Genomic DNA, 15,839 nt, shown 5'->3' on the forward strand with positions numbered 1-15,839 from the left:
GTCTGACCCCAGCTTTAATTCTGTGGGTTAATAGCGAATTACACCACGCCATCAGTCTTCAGCCGTGCGATGGCGGCCGCATCATAGCCGAGCGACGCCAGCACCTCGTCGTTGTGCTGGCCCAGGGTGGGCCCCAGCCACTGCGTCTTGCCCGGCGTGGCGGACAGTTTCGGGCTGATGGCGGGCAATTTGACAGGCGTGCCGTCGGCGAAATGGTGTTGTTCGAACATGTCGCGGGCGAGGAATTGCGGGTCGCTCAGCATGTCGCGCACCGAGTAGATTTTGCCGGCCGGTACGTCTGCCGCCTTCAAGACGGCCAGCGCGCTGTCGATCGTGTGCGTGGCGCACCAGGCGCCGATGGCGTCGTCGATTTCCTGCGTGCGCGCCACCCTGCCGTCGTTGCGCGCCAGCTGCGGGTCGCCCGCCATGTCGATGCGGCCCATGGCCAGCATCAGGCGCTTGAAGATGGCGTCGCCATTGCCCGCGATGACGATGTTTTCGCCGTCGCCCGTCGTGTAGGTATTCGAGGGCACGATGCCGGGCAGGGAACCGCCCGTGCGCTCGCGCACCACGCCCGCCTGGTCGTATTCGGGCACCAGCGACTCCATCAGGTTGAACACGGATTCGTACAGGGCCACGTCGACCATCTGCCCTTCGCCGCCATCCCGGCCACCCGTCACGTCGCGGTGGCGCAAGGCCATCATGGCGCCGATCACGCCGTGCAGTGCTGCCACGGAGTCGCCGATGGACACGCCCACGCGCACGGGCGGGCGGTCGGCAAAGCCGGACACATAGCGCAAGCCGCCCATCGATTCGCCGATGGCGCCGAAGCCGGGCAAGTCCTTCATCGGCCCCGTCTGGCCAAAGCCGGACAGGCGCACCATGATGAGGGACGGTTTCTCTTTCTTGAGCTGCTCGTAGCCGAGATCCCACTTTTCCAGCACGCCGGGGCGGTAATTCTCGATGATGATGTCCGCTTCCAGGGCCAGCTGGCGCGCGATGGCCCGGCCCTCGGGCGTTTTCAGGTTCAGCGTTAAACTTTTCTTGTTGCGCGCCTGCACCGACCACCACAGCGAGGTGCCGTCTTTCAGCACTCTCCAGGTACGGATGGGGTCGCCGCCATCGGGCGACTCGATCTTGATCACGTCGGCGCCGAATTCGGCCAGCATGCGGGCACAGAAGGGCCCCGCGATCAGGGTGCCCAGTTCCAGGACTTTGATGCCCTGGAGGGGGCCGGAAGATGCGCAAGCGTCTGTCATGTTGTAGTCAGGTTGCCCTGCGGTCGAGCATCGCGCGGGCAATCGTGCCCGCATCGACGTATTCCAGTTCGCCGCCCACGGGCACGCCGCGGGCCAGACGGCTCACGCGCAAGCCCCGCGCCTTCAGCATTTCGCTGATGTAGTGGGCCGTCGCTTCGCCTTCATTCGTGAAATTGGTGGCCAGCACCACTTCGCCGACCACGCCATCGTTGGCGCGGTTCAGCAATTTTTCCAGGTGGATATCTTTCGGGCCGATGCCGTCCAGCGGAGACAATCTCCCCATGAGGACGAAATACAGGCCCTTGTAGGTGAGCGTTTGCTCGATCATCAGCTGGTCGGCGGGCGTTTCCACCACGCACAGCAAGCGCTTGTCGCGCTCTTCGTCGAGACAGGTCTCGCACACTTCGTGTTCGGTAAAGGTGTTGCACAGGCCGCAGTGATGCACGGCATCGACGGCCTGGAACAGGGCGCGCGACAGCATGGCCGCGCCTTCCCTATCGTGCTGCAACAAATGAAATGCCATCCGCTGCGCCGACTTGGGGCCGACGCCGGGCAGGCGCCGCAGCGCCTCGGTCAGGAATTCAAGCGACTTGGACATGGATCAACCTTACCCCGTGCCATGGATCGAGCGCATGCGGTAGTGCATCAGAATGGCATTTTGAAGCCGGCTGGCAAGTTCATGCCGCCAGTCAAGCCTGCCATTTTTTCCGCGGACGTCGCTTCCGCCTTGCGCACGGCGTCGTTGAAGGCAGCGGCCACCAGGTCTTCCAGCATGTCCTTGTCGTCGGCCAGCAGCGACGGGTCGATGGACACGCGCTTGACGTCGTTCTTGCACGTCATGACGATCTTCACGAGGCCGGCGCCGGACTGGCCTTCCACTTCCACCAGCGCCAGTTGTTCCTGGGCCTTTTTCATGTTGTCTTGCATTGCTTGCGCCTGCTTCATCAGGCCAGCCAGTTGATTTTTCATCATGAGAATGCTCCGTTCAATTCAGTTTGTGAGTGTGTTAATCATCAATGCAGGGTCGGCGCGGCGGAGCCGGCCGGTGCAGGGGTAATCGTTCCCGGCACAACAAAAGCGTCGAATACACGCTTCATGTCGAGCACGAAGGGATCGCTGGCGATGGTCGCTTCCGCTTGCAGCTGGCACGCCTCGCGATGGGCCTGCGCTTCCGCGCTGGCCGTGTACCAGACGGCGCCCAGTTCAGTGTCGACCGCGACCTTGCGGCCGAAGCGTTCGGTGAGCGCGGCCGCCAGTTTTTCCACGTTGGCGGGACTGCGCCACGTGTCGATGGGCACGCGCAGGCGGAACGTGGTGCTGTGGCCATCGTGCAGGCATTCGATCAGCTCGGCCTGCACGGCCAGCTGCTGGGCCACGCCGCGCAAGGGCAGCACGGCGGCCACGGCCGGCCAGTTGCCGTCCCAATCCAGGCCCGGCACGGGCGTGATCACATACGGCCCGCTGGGCGCGGCTTGCTTGGCGGCGCGCTGCGGCATGACGACGGCCGGCTGCTCGCTGCTTGGCGCGGCGGGCGCCGACACGGCGGCGGACGCGCTGTCGTCGGAAAATTCGGTGACCCATGGCGGCAAGTCGTCATCCGGCTGCGCTGGCGGCGGCGCGGCAGGACGCGCCTGCTGCACGGGCGCCGCAGCGGCCGCCGGTGCTTCCATCACGGCAACTGGGGGCGCATCGTCCCACGGCGCAGGCGCTTTCGCGGCGGCGGGCGGCGGCGGTGGCGCGGCCTGGACGGGTGCGGCCGGGGCTGGCGCCGCGGCGACCGGCTCCGGTGCGGGTGCAGCCGGCTTGGGCGCCGACGATGGCGCCGACGGCGCGCTGCCGGGACGGCCTTTCGAGGCGGCGCGGGCCGCTTCCAGCGCCGCATTGATGGCGGCGCGGGCGGAACTGATCGGGGCGCCCGATGCTGCCGGGGCAGCCGCGGCCGGTGGCGCCGCCGCGGGTACCGGTGCCGGTGCCGGGGCGGCGGCGGGTGCAGGACCGGCAGCGGGAGCAGCCGCGCGCGGCGGCGGCGCTTCGCTACGCGCCATGCTGGCGGCAGCGGCCGCCACGACGGCGGGCGGTGTCACGGCGGCATGGCTGGCCACGCTGTTCGTGGCGGCGCGGGCTGCCGGGGCAGATGCGCCTGCCGCGGCGCGCGCGGCGGCCACGGCGGCGGGACGGTTGCCCGTGGCCGCGGCTGGTGCCGCTGGCACGCCATCGGCGCCGCCTATGCCGGGCCGAAAGGCCAGCATGCGCAGCAGGGTCATGGTAAAGCCCGCATATTCATCGGGCGCCAGGCCCAGTTCATTGCGGCCATGCACGGCGATCTGGTAAAACAGCTGCACTTCTTCCGCGTCAAACGCGCCAGCCAGGCGCACGATATCCGCGTATTCAGGCAAATCTTGCGGCAAGGCGGCGGGCACGGTTTGCGCCAGCGCAATGCGGTGCAATAAAGTGCCCAGATCCTGCAGTGCGCCGTTATACGACAGGCTGCGCGAGGCCATTTCGTCGGCCACGGCCAGCAAATCGGCGCCATCCTGCTGCGCCAGCGCGTCGAGCAGGCGCACCAGGTACGATTGGTCGAGCGCGCCCAGCATGCCTTGCACGGCATCTAACGTGACTTCGCCGGCCGCATACGCGATGGCCTGGTCCGTCAGCGACAGCGCATCGCGCATGGAACCGTGGGCGCCCTGGGCCAGCAGGCGCAAGGCCGGCTGTTCGAAGGCGATGCCTTCCTGTCCCAGGATATTGTCCAGGTGGCTGATGATGTGGCCGGGCGGCATCTGCTTGAGATTGAACTGCAGGCAGCGCGACAGCACGGTCACGGGTATCTTTTGCGGGTCCGTCGTGGCCAGGATGAATTTGACGTGCTCGGGCGGCTCTTCCAGCGTTTTCAGCATGGAATTGAACGCGTGGTTCGTCAGCATGTGCACCTCATCGATCATATAGACCTTGAAGCGGGCATTGCTCGGCGCATACACGGCTTGCTCGAGCAACTGCGCCATTTCATCGACGCCGCGGTTCGACGCCGCATCCATCTCTATATAGTCGACAAAGCGTCCCGCGTCGATCGCCGTGCACGCTTCGCACACGCCGCACGGCTGGGCCGTGATGCCGCCCGTGCCATCGGGGCCGATGCAATTGAGCGACTTGGCCAGGATGCGCGACAGGGTCGTCTTGCCGACGCCGCGCGTGCCCGTGAACAGGTAGGCGTGATGCAATCGGCCGCTGTGCAAGGCATGCGTGAGCGCGCGCACGACGTGCTCCTGGCCGACGAGCGTCTCGAAATTCTTGGGGCGGTATTTACGGGCGAGGACTTGATAGGACATGCTGAGATTTTACCATGCGATTTTGCGGGTGATCCTGCGCGGCGGGCGCAAGCCTCATGGCCGGGCCATTCAAAATGGCAAACGCGGCAAAGCAGCAATTGTATAACATGGCCAGCTGGAAATATGGAAAACACGGCAAGCCCGGCAATGCTGCGGGCCGACAAGAAAATGGCGCCGTAAAAGCAAAAAAGCTGCCCATGGCAGCTTGATTGTCGATCCTGATAAAACATTCCCGAAGGAGGCGAGCCTGATCTGCGGCACTCATGGTTAATAGCCGTGGCTGCTTCGTTCCCGACCTGACCAGGTTAGCCATGCCACGATGCGCAGGGGCCCGCCGGGGACAATTATAACCGACCTGCGCCCGATTGGGGAAGCAAGCTGAAATCCGGGGTCAGCCCCCCGGTCAAGTTGGCAATGACCATTGCGTCAGCGGTGTTGAGGGTCTGACCCCAGCCGTTCTACAGCCCCAGCTCTTGCCAGATGCCATCCACCTTCGCCTTCACTTCCGGCGTCATGGCGATCGTCGTGCCCCATTCGCGCGTCGTTTCGCCCGGCCATTTATTCGTCGCATCGATGCCCATCTTGCTGCCCAGGCCGCTGACCGGCGAGGCGAAGTCCAGGTAATCGATGGGCGTGTTGTCGACCAGGGTCGTGTCGCGGATGGGGTCGACCCGCGTCGTGATGGCCCAGATGACCTCTTTCCAGTCGCGGATATTCACGTCTTCGTCGACCACCACGATGAACTTGGTATACATGAACTGGCGCAGGAAGCTCCACACGCCGAACATCACGCGCTTGGCGTGGCCCGCGTACTGTTTCTTGATCTGCACCACGGCCATGCGGTAGCTGCAGCCTTCGGGCGGCAGATAGAAGTCGGTGATTTCGCTGAACTGCTTTTGCAGCAGGGGCACGAACACTTCATTCAGGGCCAGACCCAGCACGGCCGGTTCGTCCGGCGGTTTGCCTGTATACGTGGAGTGGTAGATCGGGTCGCGGCGCATGGTGATGCGGTCGATGGTAAACACGGGGAAACTGTCCTGCTCATTATAGTAGCCCGTGTGGTCGCCATACGGCCCTTCCAGCGCGTGCTCGTAGCCGCTCGGATGGTTTTCATCCGGATAGATATGGCCTTCGAGCACGATTTCGGCGGACGCGGGCACGCGCAGCTCGCTGCCGATGGCTTTCACCAGTTCCGTGCGGCTGCCGCGCAGCAAGCCGGCGAACTGGTATTCGGACAGGCTGTCCGGCACCGGCGTGACGGCCCCTAATATAGTAGCGGGATCGGCGCCCAGCGCGACGGCGATCGGATACGGCTTGCCCTTGCTCTGGATCGCGTGCTCGCGGAAGTCCAGCGCCCCGCCCCGGTGCGCCAGCCAGCGCATGATGACTTTATTACGCCCCAGCACTTGCTGGCGGTAAATGCCCAGGTTTTGCCGCTTCTTGTTCGGGCCCTTGGTGATCACCAGGCCCCAGGTGATCAGGGGAGCGACGTCGCCTGGCCAGCAATGCTGGATCGGCAGGCGCGCCAGGTCCACGTCGTTGCCTTCCCAGACGATTTCCTGGCACTTCGCGCCGCGCAACTCCTTCGGCGACATGTCCCACACGGATTTCACCAGGGAACCGAGTCCCAGCAAGTCCTTGAAATCCTTCGGCGGCTCCGGCTCCTTCAGCCGCGCCAGCACATGGCCGATCTTGCGCAACTCGCTGACGTCTTCCGCGCCCATGCCCAGCGCCACGCGGCGCGTGGTGCCGAACAGATTGCCCAGCACCGGCATGTCGTATCCCGTCGGGTTATTGAACAGCAAGGCCGGTCCGCCTGCGCGCAAGGTGCGGTCGCAAACTTCCGTCATCTCCAAAATCGGTGAAATGGGGGTCGAAATGGGCTTAAGTTCACCCATTTGTTGCAGTTGAGAAATAAAATCTCGCAAATCTGAATATTTCATGTGTTTTTAATTTTTTTTGACGTCGGACGCCGTTGCTGAAGGATCTATGCCAAGTAATTGATTTTATTGGCTTTTGGCACAATGCAAGTCAAAAAGTAAGACATAAAAGTAATAAAGAAACGATTCGTTAGTATTGACTTGATATAAAACGGCTTCTACAATTCGCCCAACTTGAAAGAGCACGCCGGCCCAGAGCTTGATTTTAGCGTTTCTCTTTCATTCACGGAGTCGGGGCTCCACATGACATTTTAAGGAGTGTTTTCAAAAGGCGTCTGCCTTACCCCCGGTAAAAGTTGTATTGCGACTGATCCAATACCAAAAACGGGACCGATCAGCTCAAGCAAGCAATGACGGCGTTTCTCGCACGCATCCATACGCGGCGGAAACGATGATATTTCTGATGCACGGCATTGGCAGTACCCACAACACCGCGAGACCGCGGAGGGACTGCCTGTTGACGCGACATTTCGGGGAACTCTATGACTCATCGTAGCACTGAAGCAGCATTGCCTGCTTCAACCGTGGCTGGCCAGCCAGCGTTGGCGCGTTTGCGCGCCCGCGCACAGGCCATTTCGGCACGTGGCGTTTTGACCACGGCACAACACACACTGACAGTCTTCGGCATTTCCGCCCTGGCACTGATCGCCCTGCTGATGTTCCGCCCGGACCTGGGCAAGCAACTGACGCACAGCCTGTTCCCGCTGCCGATGGCAGAGGCGCAAGCCGTTGAAGCACCGGCCCTGTCCGCACTGATGGAAGCGCCTGCTTCCGTGCAGACGGCCGCCGCCAGCGATACCCCGCTGACCAAGGAAGAAAAAGCCTTGCTGGGCACGCAAAAGCAGCAGCAATGGGTTACCAACTGGCTCTCCAAGCGCTACCGCGTGGCCAACGACGCGACCAATATGCTCGTCTCGACGGCGTACCTGACGGCCCGCGAAATCAAGCTGGACCCGCTGCTGATCCTGGCCGTGATGGCCATCGAATCGGGCTTGAACCCGTTCGCGGAAAGCCCCGTCGGCGCGCAAGGCTTGATGCAAGTCATGTCGAAAGTGCACCACGAGCGCTTCCAGGAAATGGGCGGCGTGCAAGCAGCGCTGAACCCGGTCGCCAATATCCGCGTCGGTTCGCTGATCCTGAAGGATTACGTCACGCGTGGCGGTTCCGTCGAAGCGGGCCTCAAAACCTACGTGGGCGCCGCCAACTTCGCCACCGACTCGGGCTACGGCTCGCGCGTGCTGGCCGAATACCGCCGCCTGAAACAAGTGTCGGCCGGCCAGCGCGTGCCGACGACGACGCCGGTGATGGCATCGAACACGCCAGCGCCAGCCAAGGCGCCGGCAGCGGAAAGCGGCATCACCATCAAAGTACTGCCCCACAACGAGATCGCCGGCCTGTGACCCTTTAAAAGCCCTCACAGGGGCATCCAAAAAGCAGCACGCAGTAAAAAAGCCACCGCACGCAAGTGCCGGTGGCTTTTTTATTGCCCTGCGGCACTGGCCGCAGGAACTGCTCTCTATATTACTTGCGCTTGTTGGCGCCCACTTCTTCCTCGCGGAATTTCACTGCCAATTTATCCAGCACGCCGTTCACATACTTGTGGCCATCGATACCGCCAAACGACTTGGCCAGCTCGACCGCTTCGTTGATGACGACGCGGTACGGGATTTCCATGTTGTTCTTCAGCTCGAAAGCGCCGATCAGCAGGATGCCGTGTTCGATGGGCGACAGTTCCGCGATATTGCGGTCGATCAAGGGTGCCATGCTTTCGCGCAGCGCCAGCGAATCCTTGATGGCGCCGTACAGCAACACCGTGAAATGATCGCCATCGGCCTTGTCGAAACCATGCGCGGCGCGAATATTGTTCACGACGGTAGTCGCGTCTTCATTGTTCAGCAGCCACTGGTACAAGCCCTGCAGCGCAAACTCGCGCGCGCGGTGACGCGGCGTGCGGTTTTTGCTGGGATTGGCGAGCAAATTTTTCTCAGTCATGATTGTTACCTGTTCTTAAGTACGTGTTCACTACAAATTCCGGCGAGACACTGCGGTGCGCTTTTAGGCAGCGCAGCCGCGGCTCAAGCGTGCGTGAGAAGGATGCCAGGGCAAGGCGCGAGGCCGAAGACAGTACGAAAGTACGGCGAGGCCTTGCAACGCAGCCATGGCATTCTTATCACACGCGCTTAGTCTTCGTCGGTGTCCTGCAACTCTTCCAGCGCTTGCGCCAGATTAGCCATTTCCACTGCCACGCGTGCCGCTTCTGCTCCCTTGACCAGCATGCGCACTTCCGCTTGCTCGTCGTTTTCCGTCGTCAACACTGCGTTGGCGATGGGGATGCCGTAATCGAGACCGACGCGCGTGATGCCCGCGCCCGATTCGTTCGATACCAGCTCGAAGTGGTAGGTTTCACCGCGAATCACGGCGCCCAGTGCGATCAGGGCGTCGAATTGCTCGGTTTCCGCCATTTTTTGCAGAATCAGTGGGATTTCCAGGGCGCCCGGCACGGTCACGTGCAGGATATCTTCATCGGCCACGCCCAGCTTGCTCAACTCTTCCAGGCATGCCGACAGCAAGCCACCACCGACGATTTCATTGAATCGTGCCTGGACGATACCGACGCGCAAACCTTCGCCGGCAAAATTAGTTTCGTATGCTCCTACGGTCATCATATGCCTCTTTAATCTGGTGGTTCAGGGCGACATGCACATGTCGCCATCGTTTACTCTACATCGACGCCTGACAAAATCGTAGCGAGCGGCAGCGAGTTGTGGTCGAGAAGCGCAACTGTACGAAGGTACAGTGAGCATCACAGGCCGCAAATCCGCGACGCGCAGTAGATTTAGTCAGGTGTCCTGGCCTGGGTGGCACTGAAAACCTGTTACTTCCAGGTCGAAACCGACCATCGACGGCATCTTGCGGGGGCTGGCCAGCAATTGCATCTTGCTCACGCCCAGGTCGCGCAGGATTTGCGCGCCGATACCGTAGCTGCGCAAGTCCATGCTGGCGGCGCGGCCTTTCGGCTTGGCTTGCGGCGTATCGAGCGCGGCGAACTGGGCAAACAGCTCGCCCGACGTCTCGCCGCAATTCAGCAAGACCATCACGCCCCGCTCGGCCTGCTTGATGGCGGCCATCGAGGCGGCCACCGTCCACGAGTGGGTAGTCGCTTCGCTTTCCAGCACGTCCAGCAGGGAAACGGGCTGGTGCACGCGCACCAGCGCTTCCAGGCCGGGCGCCAGGTCGCCATGCACGAGGGCCAAATGGGCCGACGCGCTCGGTTTGTCGCGGAAGGCGATCAGACGGAATTCGCCGTGCGCCGTATGCAGGGTACGCTCGGCAACGCGCTCGACCAGGGACTCCGTCTGGCTGCGGTAATGGATCAGGTCGGCAATCGTGCCGATTTTCAAGCCATGTTGCTCGGCAAACAACAGCAAGTCCGGCAAACGCGCCATGGTGCCGTCGTCCTTCATGATTTCGCAAATCACGGACGCGGGCGTCAAGCCGGCCATGGCCGTCAGGTCGCAACCGGCTTCCGTATGGCCTGCGCGCATCAGCACGCCGCCTTTTTGCGCTTTCAGCGGGAAGATATGGCCAGGCTGGACGATATCGCTGGGCTGCGTGCCCTTGGCAACCGCCACCTGGATGGTCTTGGCGCGGTCGGCGGCGGAAATGCCCGTCGTCACGCCTTCGGCCGCTTCGATGGACACGGTAAAATTGGTGCCGTAGGCGGTGCCGTTGCGCGAGGTCATCATCGACAGGTTCAGCTCGTCGCAACGCTCTTCCGTCAGGGTCAGGCAGACCAGGCCACGCGCATGCGTGATCATGAAATTGATGGCTTCAGGCGTCACGAAATCGGCGGCAAGCACCAGATCGCCTTCATTTTCCCGGTCTTCTTCATCGACCAGTATCACCATGCGGCCGGCGCGCAATTCAGCGACGATCTCTTCGGTGCTGGATATTGACATTATTCATCCTCTGAAGACACCTGGCAAAACCTGCTGCGCGTCGGTATAGGCGGCTTGCGATGCTCACCGTACCTTCGTACGGTTGCGCTTCTCAGCCACCTCTTCCTTCCGCTCGCGACGGTTTTGCCTGGCGTTGTTAATGAAACTAAAAACTGAAATATCGAGCGCGAAAATTCCGCGAATTTCCGGGAATTTTCTTATAACCTGCTATTTTAAAGGATTTAGCGCTTGCAGACCTGAAATAAGACAGCTTTGCGGCACGGATGCCACCGCCTGCCCCGCAAAGCGCCAATTCCCTGATCCAGCGCACACGGCGGCGGCAAGGCGCGCGCCGCCGGCCTTGCAAAGAGCATAAGATCGACCCGTCACCGCCACGGCGCTGACGCCCCATTCGCAGCGACACCCCACACAGGAGCGGCACTATGAAAACCAACGGATCGGCCATCTGGTCAGGCGGCATCAAGGATGGCAAGGGCGCCATCAGCACGCGCAGCGGCGCCTTGCAGGAATACCCCTATGGCTTTGCCAGCCGCTTCGAAGGCAAGCCGGGCACGAATCCCGAGGAACTGATCGGCGCTGCCCACGCGGGTTGCTTCACCATGGCCCTGTCGCTGATCCTTGGCGAAGCGGGCCTGACGGCGGAAAAGATGGAAACGACGGCCGAAGTGACCCTCGACAAGGTGGACGACGGCTTTGCCATCACGGCCGTCCATTTGATCCTGAAAGCGAAAATTCCCGGCGCCAGCCAGGCTCAATTCGAGGAATTGACGGCCAAGGCCAAGGCCGGCTGCCCCGTGTCGAAGCTGCTCAAAGCCAATATCACGCTGGACGCCACCCTGCTGCCCTAGATTTTCGTCACGGGCTTGACGGGCTCCACGGCAGCGACGGGCGCCACCAGCGGCAGGCGCGAGTCGCTGGCCGGCAGTGGCCGGTTCATCAAGCCGGGATTCAGGGCTGCATTGTTCAGGTTATACGCGGCGATGGCCGCCGCCACCGACGGGTCTTGCGACGACGGCGGCGGCACGGCCATGCCCGCGTTTTGCGCGGCCAGCTCTTGCGCCTGCGCATTTTGCTGGGCCAGCTGGGCTTGCGCCGTCGCCAGGCCCGCATCGGCTTGCCCCTGCGCTGCGCGCGCCAGCGACTGGGCCCGGTCGGATGCCGCCTGGGCCGCCATCTGCGCGTCGCTGGCGGCCAGCTGCGCCCGCACCGCATCGTCCGCCGCCGCTTGCGCCTGCTGCTGCAAGCCCTGCTGCCGTACTTGCCCCTGGCGCAGCTCATCCACGCGCGCAGCGTCCTGCTGCTGCGCCTGCTGATCTGTATTCATGCGTTCGGCATCCAGGCGCTGGGCATCGATGCGCAGGTTGTCCGTGCGCTGCGTCTGCAGCAAGTCCGCGGCATTGTCGGCCTGTTGCGCTGGCGGCTGGGGCCGCAGCTCCTGCAAGTCCAGGTTCAGTTCTTCCGCTTCCAATTGCCGTTGCAGTTCCAGTTGCCGCTGCGCAATGGCGGCCGTCTGCGGCGGCGCCACGTCGACGGGCTGCAGCGCGGCCTGCGACGCCTGCACTACGCCGGACGGCAGTGTTTCTCCCGTCAAATCCGCTTCGACACCGGCCGCCAGCGGCGCGCCCTGCTGCCGGGCCAGCACGGCGCCCACTTGCGCCAGCACCTCCGTTCCCTGTTGCAAGGCGTCCAGGGTGGCATTGCTGTCGGTCGCATACGCGGCTTGCAACGTTGCCGCATCGACATCTTCATTGCGCAAGTCGATGCCGATGCGGGCCAGTTGTGCTTGCGTGAGCATGCTGCCGTCCTGCGCCAGCGCCGTGGCCGCATCCGTCGTGCCGTCGCCCGACAATAAATCGTAGCGCTGCGCCAGGCTGCCCGGCGTGTCGCCGGCCGTCGCCAGCTGGCTGGCGTCGATGCCGCTCGTTTGCAGCTGGGCAAACGATTCCGTCAGTTGCCGCGCCAGCGCCAGCAAGTCTTCATTGACATTCACAGGGGTATTGGCCGCCCTGGCCTCTTCCGTGGCGCCCTGCAAGGCCAGCAGTTGCCGGCGCGACAAGGCCACGCCGGACAGGAACTGGCCCAGCGGGGAGATGTCTACCTGCGTCGAGGAAAGTATTGCAAGGGCAGCCGCCGCGCCGGATGCCGGCACGGGCTGCGCCGGCGCCAGAGGTGCCGTTGCGCCCACGCGGGACGTGGCCGGGATGGTGTTGGGCACGGTTGCGCGCGAAATCGGGTCCATGGCTAGCCTCCACTGCGGAAAGCTTCATAGTATGCGCGTCTGCAAGAAAAGCAACACACGCCTGGCAAGGCGGCTGTGTTGCCCTGTTCAGTTCTTATATCAGGCGGCGGCCTTGTCCAGCGACAGCATGCGCTCGACATAGCGGGCGATCAGGTCGATTTCCAGGTTGACCTTGCCATCGACCGTCAAGTGTTTCAAGGTCGTCATGGCGATCGTGTGCGGGATCAGGTTGATCGAGAAGCGGCAGCCGTTAACGGCGCCCGCGCCCAGGTCTTCCACGCGGTTGACGGTCAACGACACGCCATTGACGACGACGGAACCCTTGAAGGCCAGGTATTTCGCCAGTTCGTGCGGCGCTTCGATCACCAGTTCCCACGATTCGCCCACGGCTTCGAACTTGCGCACGATGCCCAGGCCGTCGACATGGCCGGACACCAGGTGGCCGCCCAGGCGCTCGGCCAGGGTCAGGGCTTTTTCCAGGTTCACTTCCGTGGTGGTATCGAGGCCCACGGTGCAATTGAGGCTTTCACGCGAGACATCGACGGCAAAACCCGTGTCCGACTTTTCCACCACCGTCATGCACGCGCCATTGATGGCGATCGAATCGCCCAGGGCCACGTCGGCCAGCGGCAAACCGCCCGCGTGAATATTCAGGCGCACGCCTGCATCGAGGCCACCGTCGAGCGGTTGCACGGTTTCAATCTTGCCGATGGCGGCAACAATTCCTGTAAACATGGAGCTAACCTTATAAAAAGTGTAAATCTATTAAGTACGCTGGGCGAATCTTGCAAGGATACGCACATCTTCGCCCACTTGCTGAACCTGGTGAAATTGCAAAGTGCGCTGCTGCTTGATATCCGTCAAGGTGGGCAAGGCAAACATGCCTTGCGCATCGCCCAGCAAGGTGGGCGCCAGGTAGACCAGCAGCTCGTCGACGCAGCCTTCGCGGATCAGCGAACCGTTCAGTTTGGCGCCTGCCTCGACGTGGACTTCATTGATTTGCCGGCGTCCCAGTTCCAGCATCAGCGCGGCCAGGTCGACCTTGCCGGCCGCGTTCGGCAACAGGATGACTTCGGCACCCAGCGCCTGCAGTTGCGCCTGTTTCTCCGGGTTGGCGACGGCCGCCACGATCCACGTGCCGCCGCCCTGCAGGATGCGTGCGTCGAGGCTGATGTCGAGCCGGCTGTCGACGACGATGCGGCGCGGCTGGCGCGGCGTCTCGACGGCGCGCACGTTCAGTTGCGGGTCGTCCGCCTTGACCGTGCCGATGCCCGTCAGGATGGCGCAGGCGCGCGCGCGCCAGGCGTGGCCGTCGGCGCGCGCTGCCGGCCCCGTGATCCACTGGCTCTGGCCATTGTGCAAGGCCGTCATGCCGTCCAGGCTGGCCGCCGTTTTCAAGCGCACCCACGGCTTGCCGCGCTGCATGCGCGAAAAGAAACCGATATTCATTTCATGCGCCTCGTCGGCCAGCACATCCGTGGTGACGGCGATGCCGGCCGCTTCCAGCTTGGCCAGCCCCTGCCCCGCCACCAGCGGATTCGGATCCGTCATGGCGGCCACGACGCGGCCCAGCCCCGCGCGCACGAGCGCATCGGAGCATGGCGGCGTGCGGCCATGGTGGTTGCACGGTTCCAGAGTGACATAGGCTGTGGCGCCGCGCACGTCGTTGCCACGCGCCGCCGCGTTGGCCAAGGCTTGCACCTCGGCATGATCCTGCCCAGCCGCCTGCGTCACGCCGGCACCGATCACCTGGCCATCCTTGACGATCACGCAGCCGATACGGGGATTGGGCGAGGTCGTGTACAAACCGCGCGCCGCCCATTCCAGCGCCAGGCGCATGCCATCGATATCGTTGAGTATTTCCACGGGCTTCTTTGATAGTGAGTGATAAATGAGTCGGATTAAATGAGCCGGATTACGAACTGTCGGCCACGCCGCTGCAATTGGCCGCTTGCTGCTGCGGGTCGCACACGCGCACCCTGCCCAGCATATTGATTTTAATATGGCGCACCTGCTTTCCCAAAGCCAGGGACAAGGTCCCCCAGCGCGCCGCCAGGCTATTGGTCGCGCTGCAACTGCGGCCTGCGCCATTGTAGGCGATATAAAACGGCGCCGTGGCCGACGAAAACACGAACTGGGCCGTGATGCCCTCCGGCAGCGGCCCCTGGCGGAACAGCAATTCGTCATCGCCATCGAACGCCAGGTTGGCATTGCGGTCGATGAATGCCAGCCAGCCCGTGCGCCAATCCACGCCACCGGGCCCGGCCGGCATCAGCAGCACGCGCTGCCCCCGCGCCATCGCCTGCGCCCGCGTCAATTCGATGGCCGAGAACAAGTCCGTGGCCGCCGCCCGTACCTGCTGGCGCGCCAGCACCTGCTGCAGACTGGGCATGGCGGCGGCCGCCAGCAGCGCGGCAATCGCCAGCACGGCCAGCAATTCGAGCAAGGTATGCCCCGCCCGGCGTGGCTGCTTGCGCGAACGGGCAAACCAGGGCCGGCCGCAGGAAGGCAAAAGGCGGCATGACAGTGAATCCCCGCTGCCTCGTGCCCGCGCCAGCGCAACCATGACCTAGGGCCAGCAATGGCTGGCGGGGCCGCTGCTGCCGCGCTGGCCCGTGCTGTTCAGGGACAGGATGCCGCAATCGACATCCTGGAATTGCGCATCGACCTTGGCCGTGCCCGGCATGGCCCGCAACAGCACGCATTGCCCGATAGTCGCGCCGGGGCAGGCCAGCGCCTCGATTTCATACGCGCTGCCGGCAGCCGGTCCTTCGCCGGACCACCAGGGAAACTGCTGCGCCTGCGGCGCGGGCGACGCCGAGGAAAAGGCCAGATAGTGATTGTTTTGCGAATAATAGCGCTCCTGCTGCTGCATCAGGCGCAGCAGGGCCGCCTGCCCCTGCACCCGCTTGGCGCGCACGACATGGCCGTGATAAGCGGGCGCGGCCAGCGCCAGCAGCAGGCTCACGATCGCCAGCACGGCCAGCAGTTCGATCAGGCTGAAGCCCGGCGGGTTGGCAGCAAGAGCGCCTTCGTTTGCAGTGCACCAGTTCCGCCTTGCCAACGTCCCCATGCGATTTCCCCCTTTCCAAAAAGCGCCAGCCGATACGCTGCGC

Annotated in this window: 16 protein-coding genes and 1 other RNA gene; 3 read left to right on the forward strand and 14 right to left on the reverse strand. The window is 63.3% G+C overall.

Annotated elements, in window-relative coordinates; translation table 11 throughout:
* Positions 1-38 precede the first annotated feature (38 nt).
* The 4 genes from OX460_RS16560 to dnaX are packed head-to-tail and all read right to left on the reverse strand — an operon-like array spanning position 39 to position 4,585.
* Positions 39-1,259, reverse strand: coding sequence for a CaiB/BaiF CoA-transferase family protein (locus tag OX460_RS16560; protein ID WP_289899301.1), 1,221 nt, complete (start codon positions 1,257-1,259; stop codon positions 39-41).
* A gap of 7 nt (positions 1,260-1,266) precedes the next feature.
* On the reverse strand, positions 1,267-1,857 hold the full coding sequence (gene recR, locus OX460_RS16565) for a recombination mediator RecR (protein ID WP_034786598.1): 591 nt from the start codon (positions 1,855-1,857) through the stop codon (positions 1,267-1,269).
* A gap of 47 nt (positions 1,858-1,904) precedes the next feature.
* Entirely contained in the window at positions 1,905-2,231 is a 327-nt protein-coding gene (locus OX460_RS16570) for a YbaB/EbfC family nucleoid-associated protein (protein ID WP_034759121.1), read from the reverse strand.
* 41 nt (positions 2,232-2,272) lie between these two features.
* Positions 2,273-4,585: a DNA polymerase III subunit gamma/tau gene (gene dnaX, locus OX460_RS16575; RefSeq protein WP_289899302.1), complete on the reverse strand. Its 2,313-nt coding sequence runs from the start codon at positions 4,583-4,585 to the stop codon at positions 2,273-2,275.
* Positions 4,586-4,641: 56 nt separating this feature from the next.
* On the opposite strand from dnaX, the gene OX460_RS16580 reads away from it, so the two are divergent.
* Positions 4,642-4,794 (forward strand): hypothetical protein, encoded by a 153-nt coding sequence (locus OX460_RS16580; protein ID WP_161789605.1) that lies wholly within the window; start codon positions 4,642-4,644, stop codon positions 4,792-4,794.
* A gap of 28 nt (positions 4,795-4,822) precedes the next feature.
* On the opposite strand, the gene ffs is transcribed toward OX460_RS16580, so the two are convergent.
* Together ffs and ubiD are read right to left on the reverse strand one after the other, a co-directional pair.
* Positions 4,823-4,921: signal recognition particle sRNA small type (gene ffs, locus OX460_RS16585), an RNA gene on the reverse strand.
* Positions 4,922-5,043: 122 nt separating this feature from the next.
* Positions 5,044-6,528, reverse strand: coding sequence for a 4-hydroxy-3-polyprenylbenzoate decarboxylase (gene ubiD / locus OX460_RS16590; RefSeq protein WP_071650179.1), 1,485 nt, complete (start codon positions 6,526-6,528; stop codon positions 5,044-5,046).
* 587 nt (positions 6,529-7,115) lie between these two features.
* Here ubiD and OX460_RS16595 point away from each other — a divergent pair.
* Entirely contained in the window at positions 7,116-7,925 is an 810-nt protein-coding gene (locus OX460_RS16595) for a lytic transglycosylase domain-containing protein (protein WP_251350887.1), read from the forward strand.
* Positions 7,926-8,046: 121 nt separating this feature from the next.
* On the opposite strand, the gene nusB is transcribed toward OX460_RS16595, so the two are convergent.
* The 3 genes from nusB to ribBA all read right to left on the reverse strand — a co-directional run bounded on the left by nusB (position 8,047) and on the right by ribBA (position 10,484).
* Positions 8,047-8,517, reverse strand: a complete 471-nt coding sequence (gene nusB, locus OX460_RS16600; protein ID WP_034786595.1) for a transcription antitermination factor NusB — start codon at positions 8,515-8,517, stop codon at positions 8,047-8,049.
* A gap of 188 nt (positions 8,518-8,705) precedes the next feature.
* The gene (gene ribH, locus OX460_RS16605; protein ID WP_034759563.1) at positions 8,706-9,188 is read right to left on the reverse strand and encodes a 6,7-dimethyl-8-ribityllumazine synthase; all 483 of its coding nucleotides are present in this window, start codon (positions 9,186-9,188) and stop codon (positions 8,706-8,708) included.
* Between the two features lie 177 nt (positions 9,189-9,365).
* The gene (ribBA, locus tag OX460_RS16610) at positions 9,366-10,484 is read right to left on the reverse strand and encodes a bifunctional 3,4-dihydroxy-2-butanone-4-phosphate synthase/GTP cyclohydrolase II (protein ID WP_289899303.1); all 1,119 of its coding nucleotides are present in this window, start codon (positions 10,482-10,484) and stop codon (positions 9,366-9,368) included.
* Positions 10,485-10,906: 422 nt separating this feature from the next.
* On the opposite strand from ribBA, the gene OX460_RS16615 reads away from it, so the two are divergent.
* Entirely contained in the window at positions 10,907-11,332 is a 426-nt protein-coding gene (locus tag OX460_RS16615) for an OsmC family protein (RefSeq protein WP_099664963.1), read from the forward strand.
* On the opposite strand, the gene OX460_RS16620 is transcribed toward OX460_RS16615, so the two are convergent.
* The 5 genes from OX460_RS16620 to OX460_RS16640 form a co-directional block, all read right to left on the reverse strand.
* Positions 11,329-12,723, reverse strand: a complete 1,395-nt coding sequence (locus OX460_RS16620; protein WP_289899304.1) for a hypothetical protein — start codon at positions 12,721-12,723, stop codon at positions 11,329-11,331. The genes OX460_RS16615 and OX460_RS16620 overlap by 4 nt on opposite strands.
* 99 nt (positions 12,724-12,822) lie before the next feature.
* Entirely contained in the window at positions 12,823-13,458 is a 636-nt protein-coding gene (locus tag OX460_RS16625) for a riboflavin synthase (protein WP_034786589.1), read from the reverse strand.
* A 30-nt stretch (positions 13,459-13,488) separates the two neighbouring features.
* Entirely contained in the window at positions 13,489-14,589 is a 1,101-nt protein-coding gene (gene ribD / locus OX460_RS16630) for a bifunctional diaminohydroxyphosphoribosylaminopyrimidine deaminase/5-amino-6-(5-phosphoribosylamino)uracil reductase RibD (protein ID WP_251350890.1), read from the reverse strand.
* Between the two features lie 49 nt (positions 14,590-14,638).
* Positions 14,639-15,235: a GspH/FimT family protein gene (locus OX460_RS16635; RefSeq protein WP_354669830.1), complete on the reverse strand. Its 597-nt coding sequence runs from the start codon at positions 15,233-15,235 to the stop codon at positions 14,639-14,641.
* 57 nt (positions 15,236-15,292) lie between these two features.
* The gene (locus OX460_RS16640) at positions 15,293-15,796 is read right to left on the reverse strand and encodes a type IV pilin protein (RefSeq protein WP_289899305.1); all 504 of its coding nucleotides are present in this window, start codon (positions 15,794-15,796) and stop codon (positions 15,293-15,295) included.
* Positions 15,797-15,839: the final 43 nt, after the last annotated feature.

Origin of the sequence: Janthinobacterium sp. SUN033, assembly GCF_030397595.1 — a bacterium.
In the GTDB taxonomy this organism is placed as follows: domain Bacteria; phylum Pseudomonadota; class Gammaproteobacteria; order Burkholderiales; family Burkholderiaceae_D; genus Janthinobacterium; species Janthinobacterium kumbetense.

Coding starts and splice junctions, on each gene's coding strand:
- OX460_RS16640 (WP_289899305.1), bottom strand. CDS start 15,796: ATGGGGACGTTGGCAAGGCGGAACTGGTGCACTGCAAACGAAGGCGCT.
- recR (WP_034786598.1), bottom strand. CDS start 1,857: ATGTCCAAGTCGCTTGAATTCCTGACCGAGGCGCTGCGGCGCCTGCCC.
- dnaX (WP_289899302.1), bottom strand. CDS start 4,585: ATGTCCTATCAAGTCCTCGCCCGTAAATACCGCCCCAAGAATTTCGAG.
- ribH (WP_034759563.1), bottom strand. CDS start 9,188: ATGACCGTAGGAGCATACGAAACTAATTTTGCCGGCGAAGGTTTGCGC.
- OX460_RS16560 (WP_289899301.1), bottom strand. CDS start 1,259: ATGACAGACGCTTGCGCATCTTCCGGCCCCCTCCAGGGCATCAAAGTC.
- OX460_RS16615 (WP_099664963.1), top strand. CDS start 10,907: ATGAAAACCAACGGATCGGCCATCTGGTCAGGCGGCATCAAGGATGGC.
- ubiD (WP_071650179.1), bottom strand. CDS start 6,528: ATGAAATATTCAGATTTGCGAGATTTTATTTCTCAACTGCAACAAATG.
- nusB (WP_034786595.1), bottom strand. CDS start 8,517: ATGACTGAGAAAAATTTGCTCGCCAATCCCAGCAAAAACCGCACGCCG.
- OX460_RS16620 (WP_289899304.1), bottom strand. CDS start 12,723: ATGGACCCGATTTCGCGCGCAACCGTGCCCAACACCATCCCGGCCACG.
- OX460_RS16580 (WP_161789605.1), top strand. CDS start 4,642: ATGGCCGGGCCATTCAAAATGGCAAACGCGGCAAAGCAGCAATTGTAT.
- ribBA (WP_289899303.1), bottom strand. CDS start 10,484: ATGTCAATATCCAGCACCGAAGAGATCGTCGCTGAATTGCGCGCCGGC.
- OX460_RS16570 (WP_034759121.1), bottom strand. CDS start 2,231: ATGATGAAAAATCAACTGGCTGGCCTGATGAAGCAGGCGCAAGCAATG.
- OX460_RS16625 (WP_034786589.1), bottom strand. CDS start 13,458: ATGTTTACAGGAATTGTTGCCGCCATCGGCAAGATTGAAACCGTGCAA.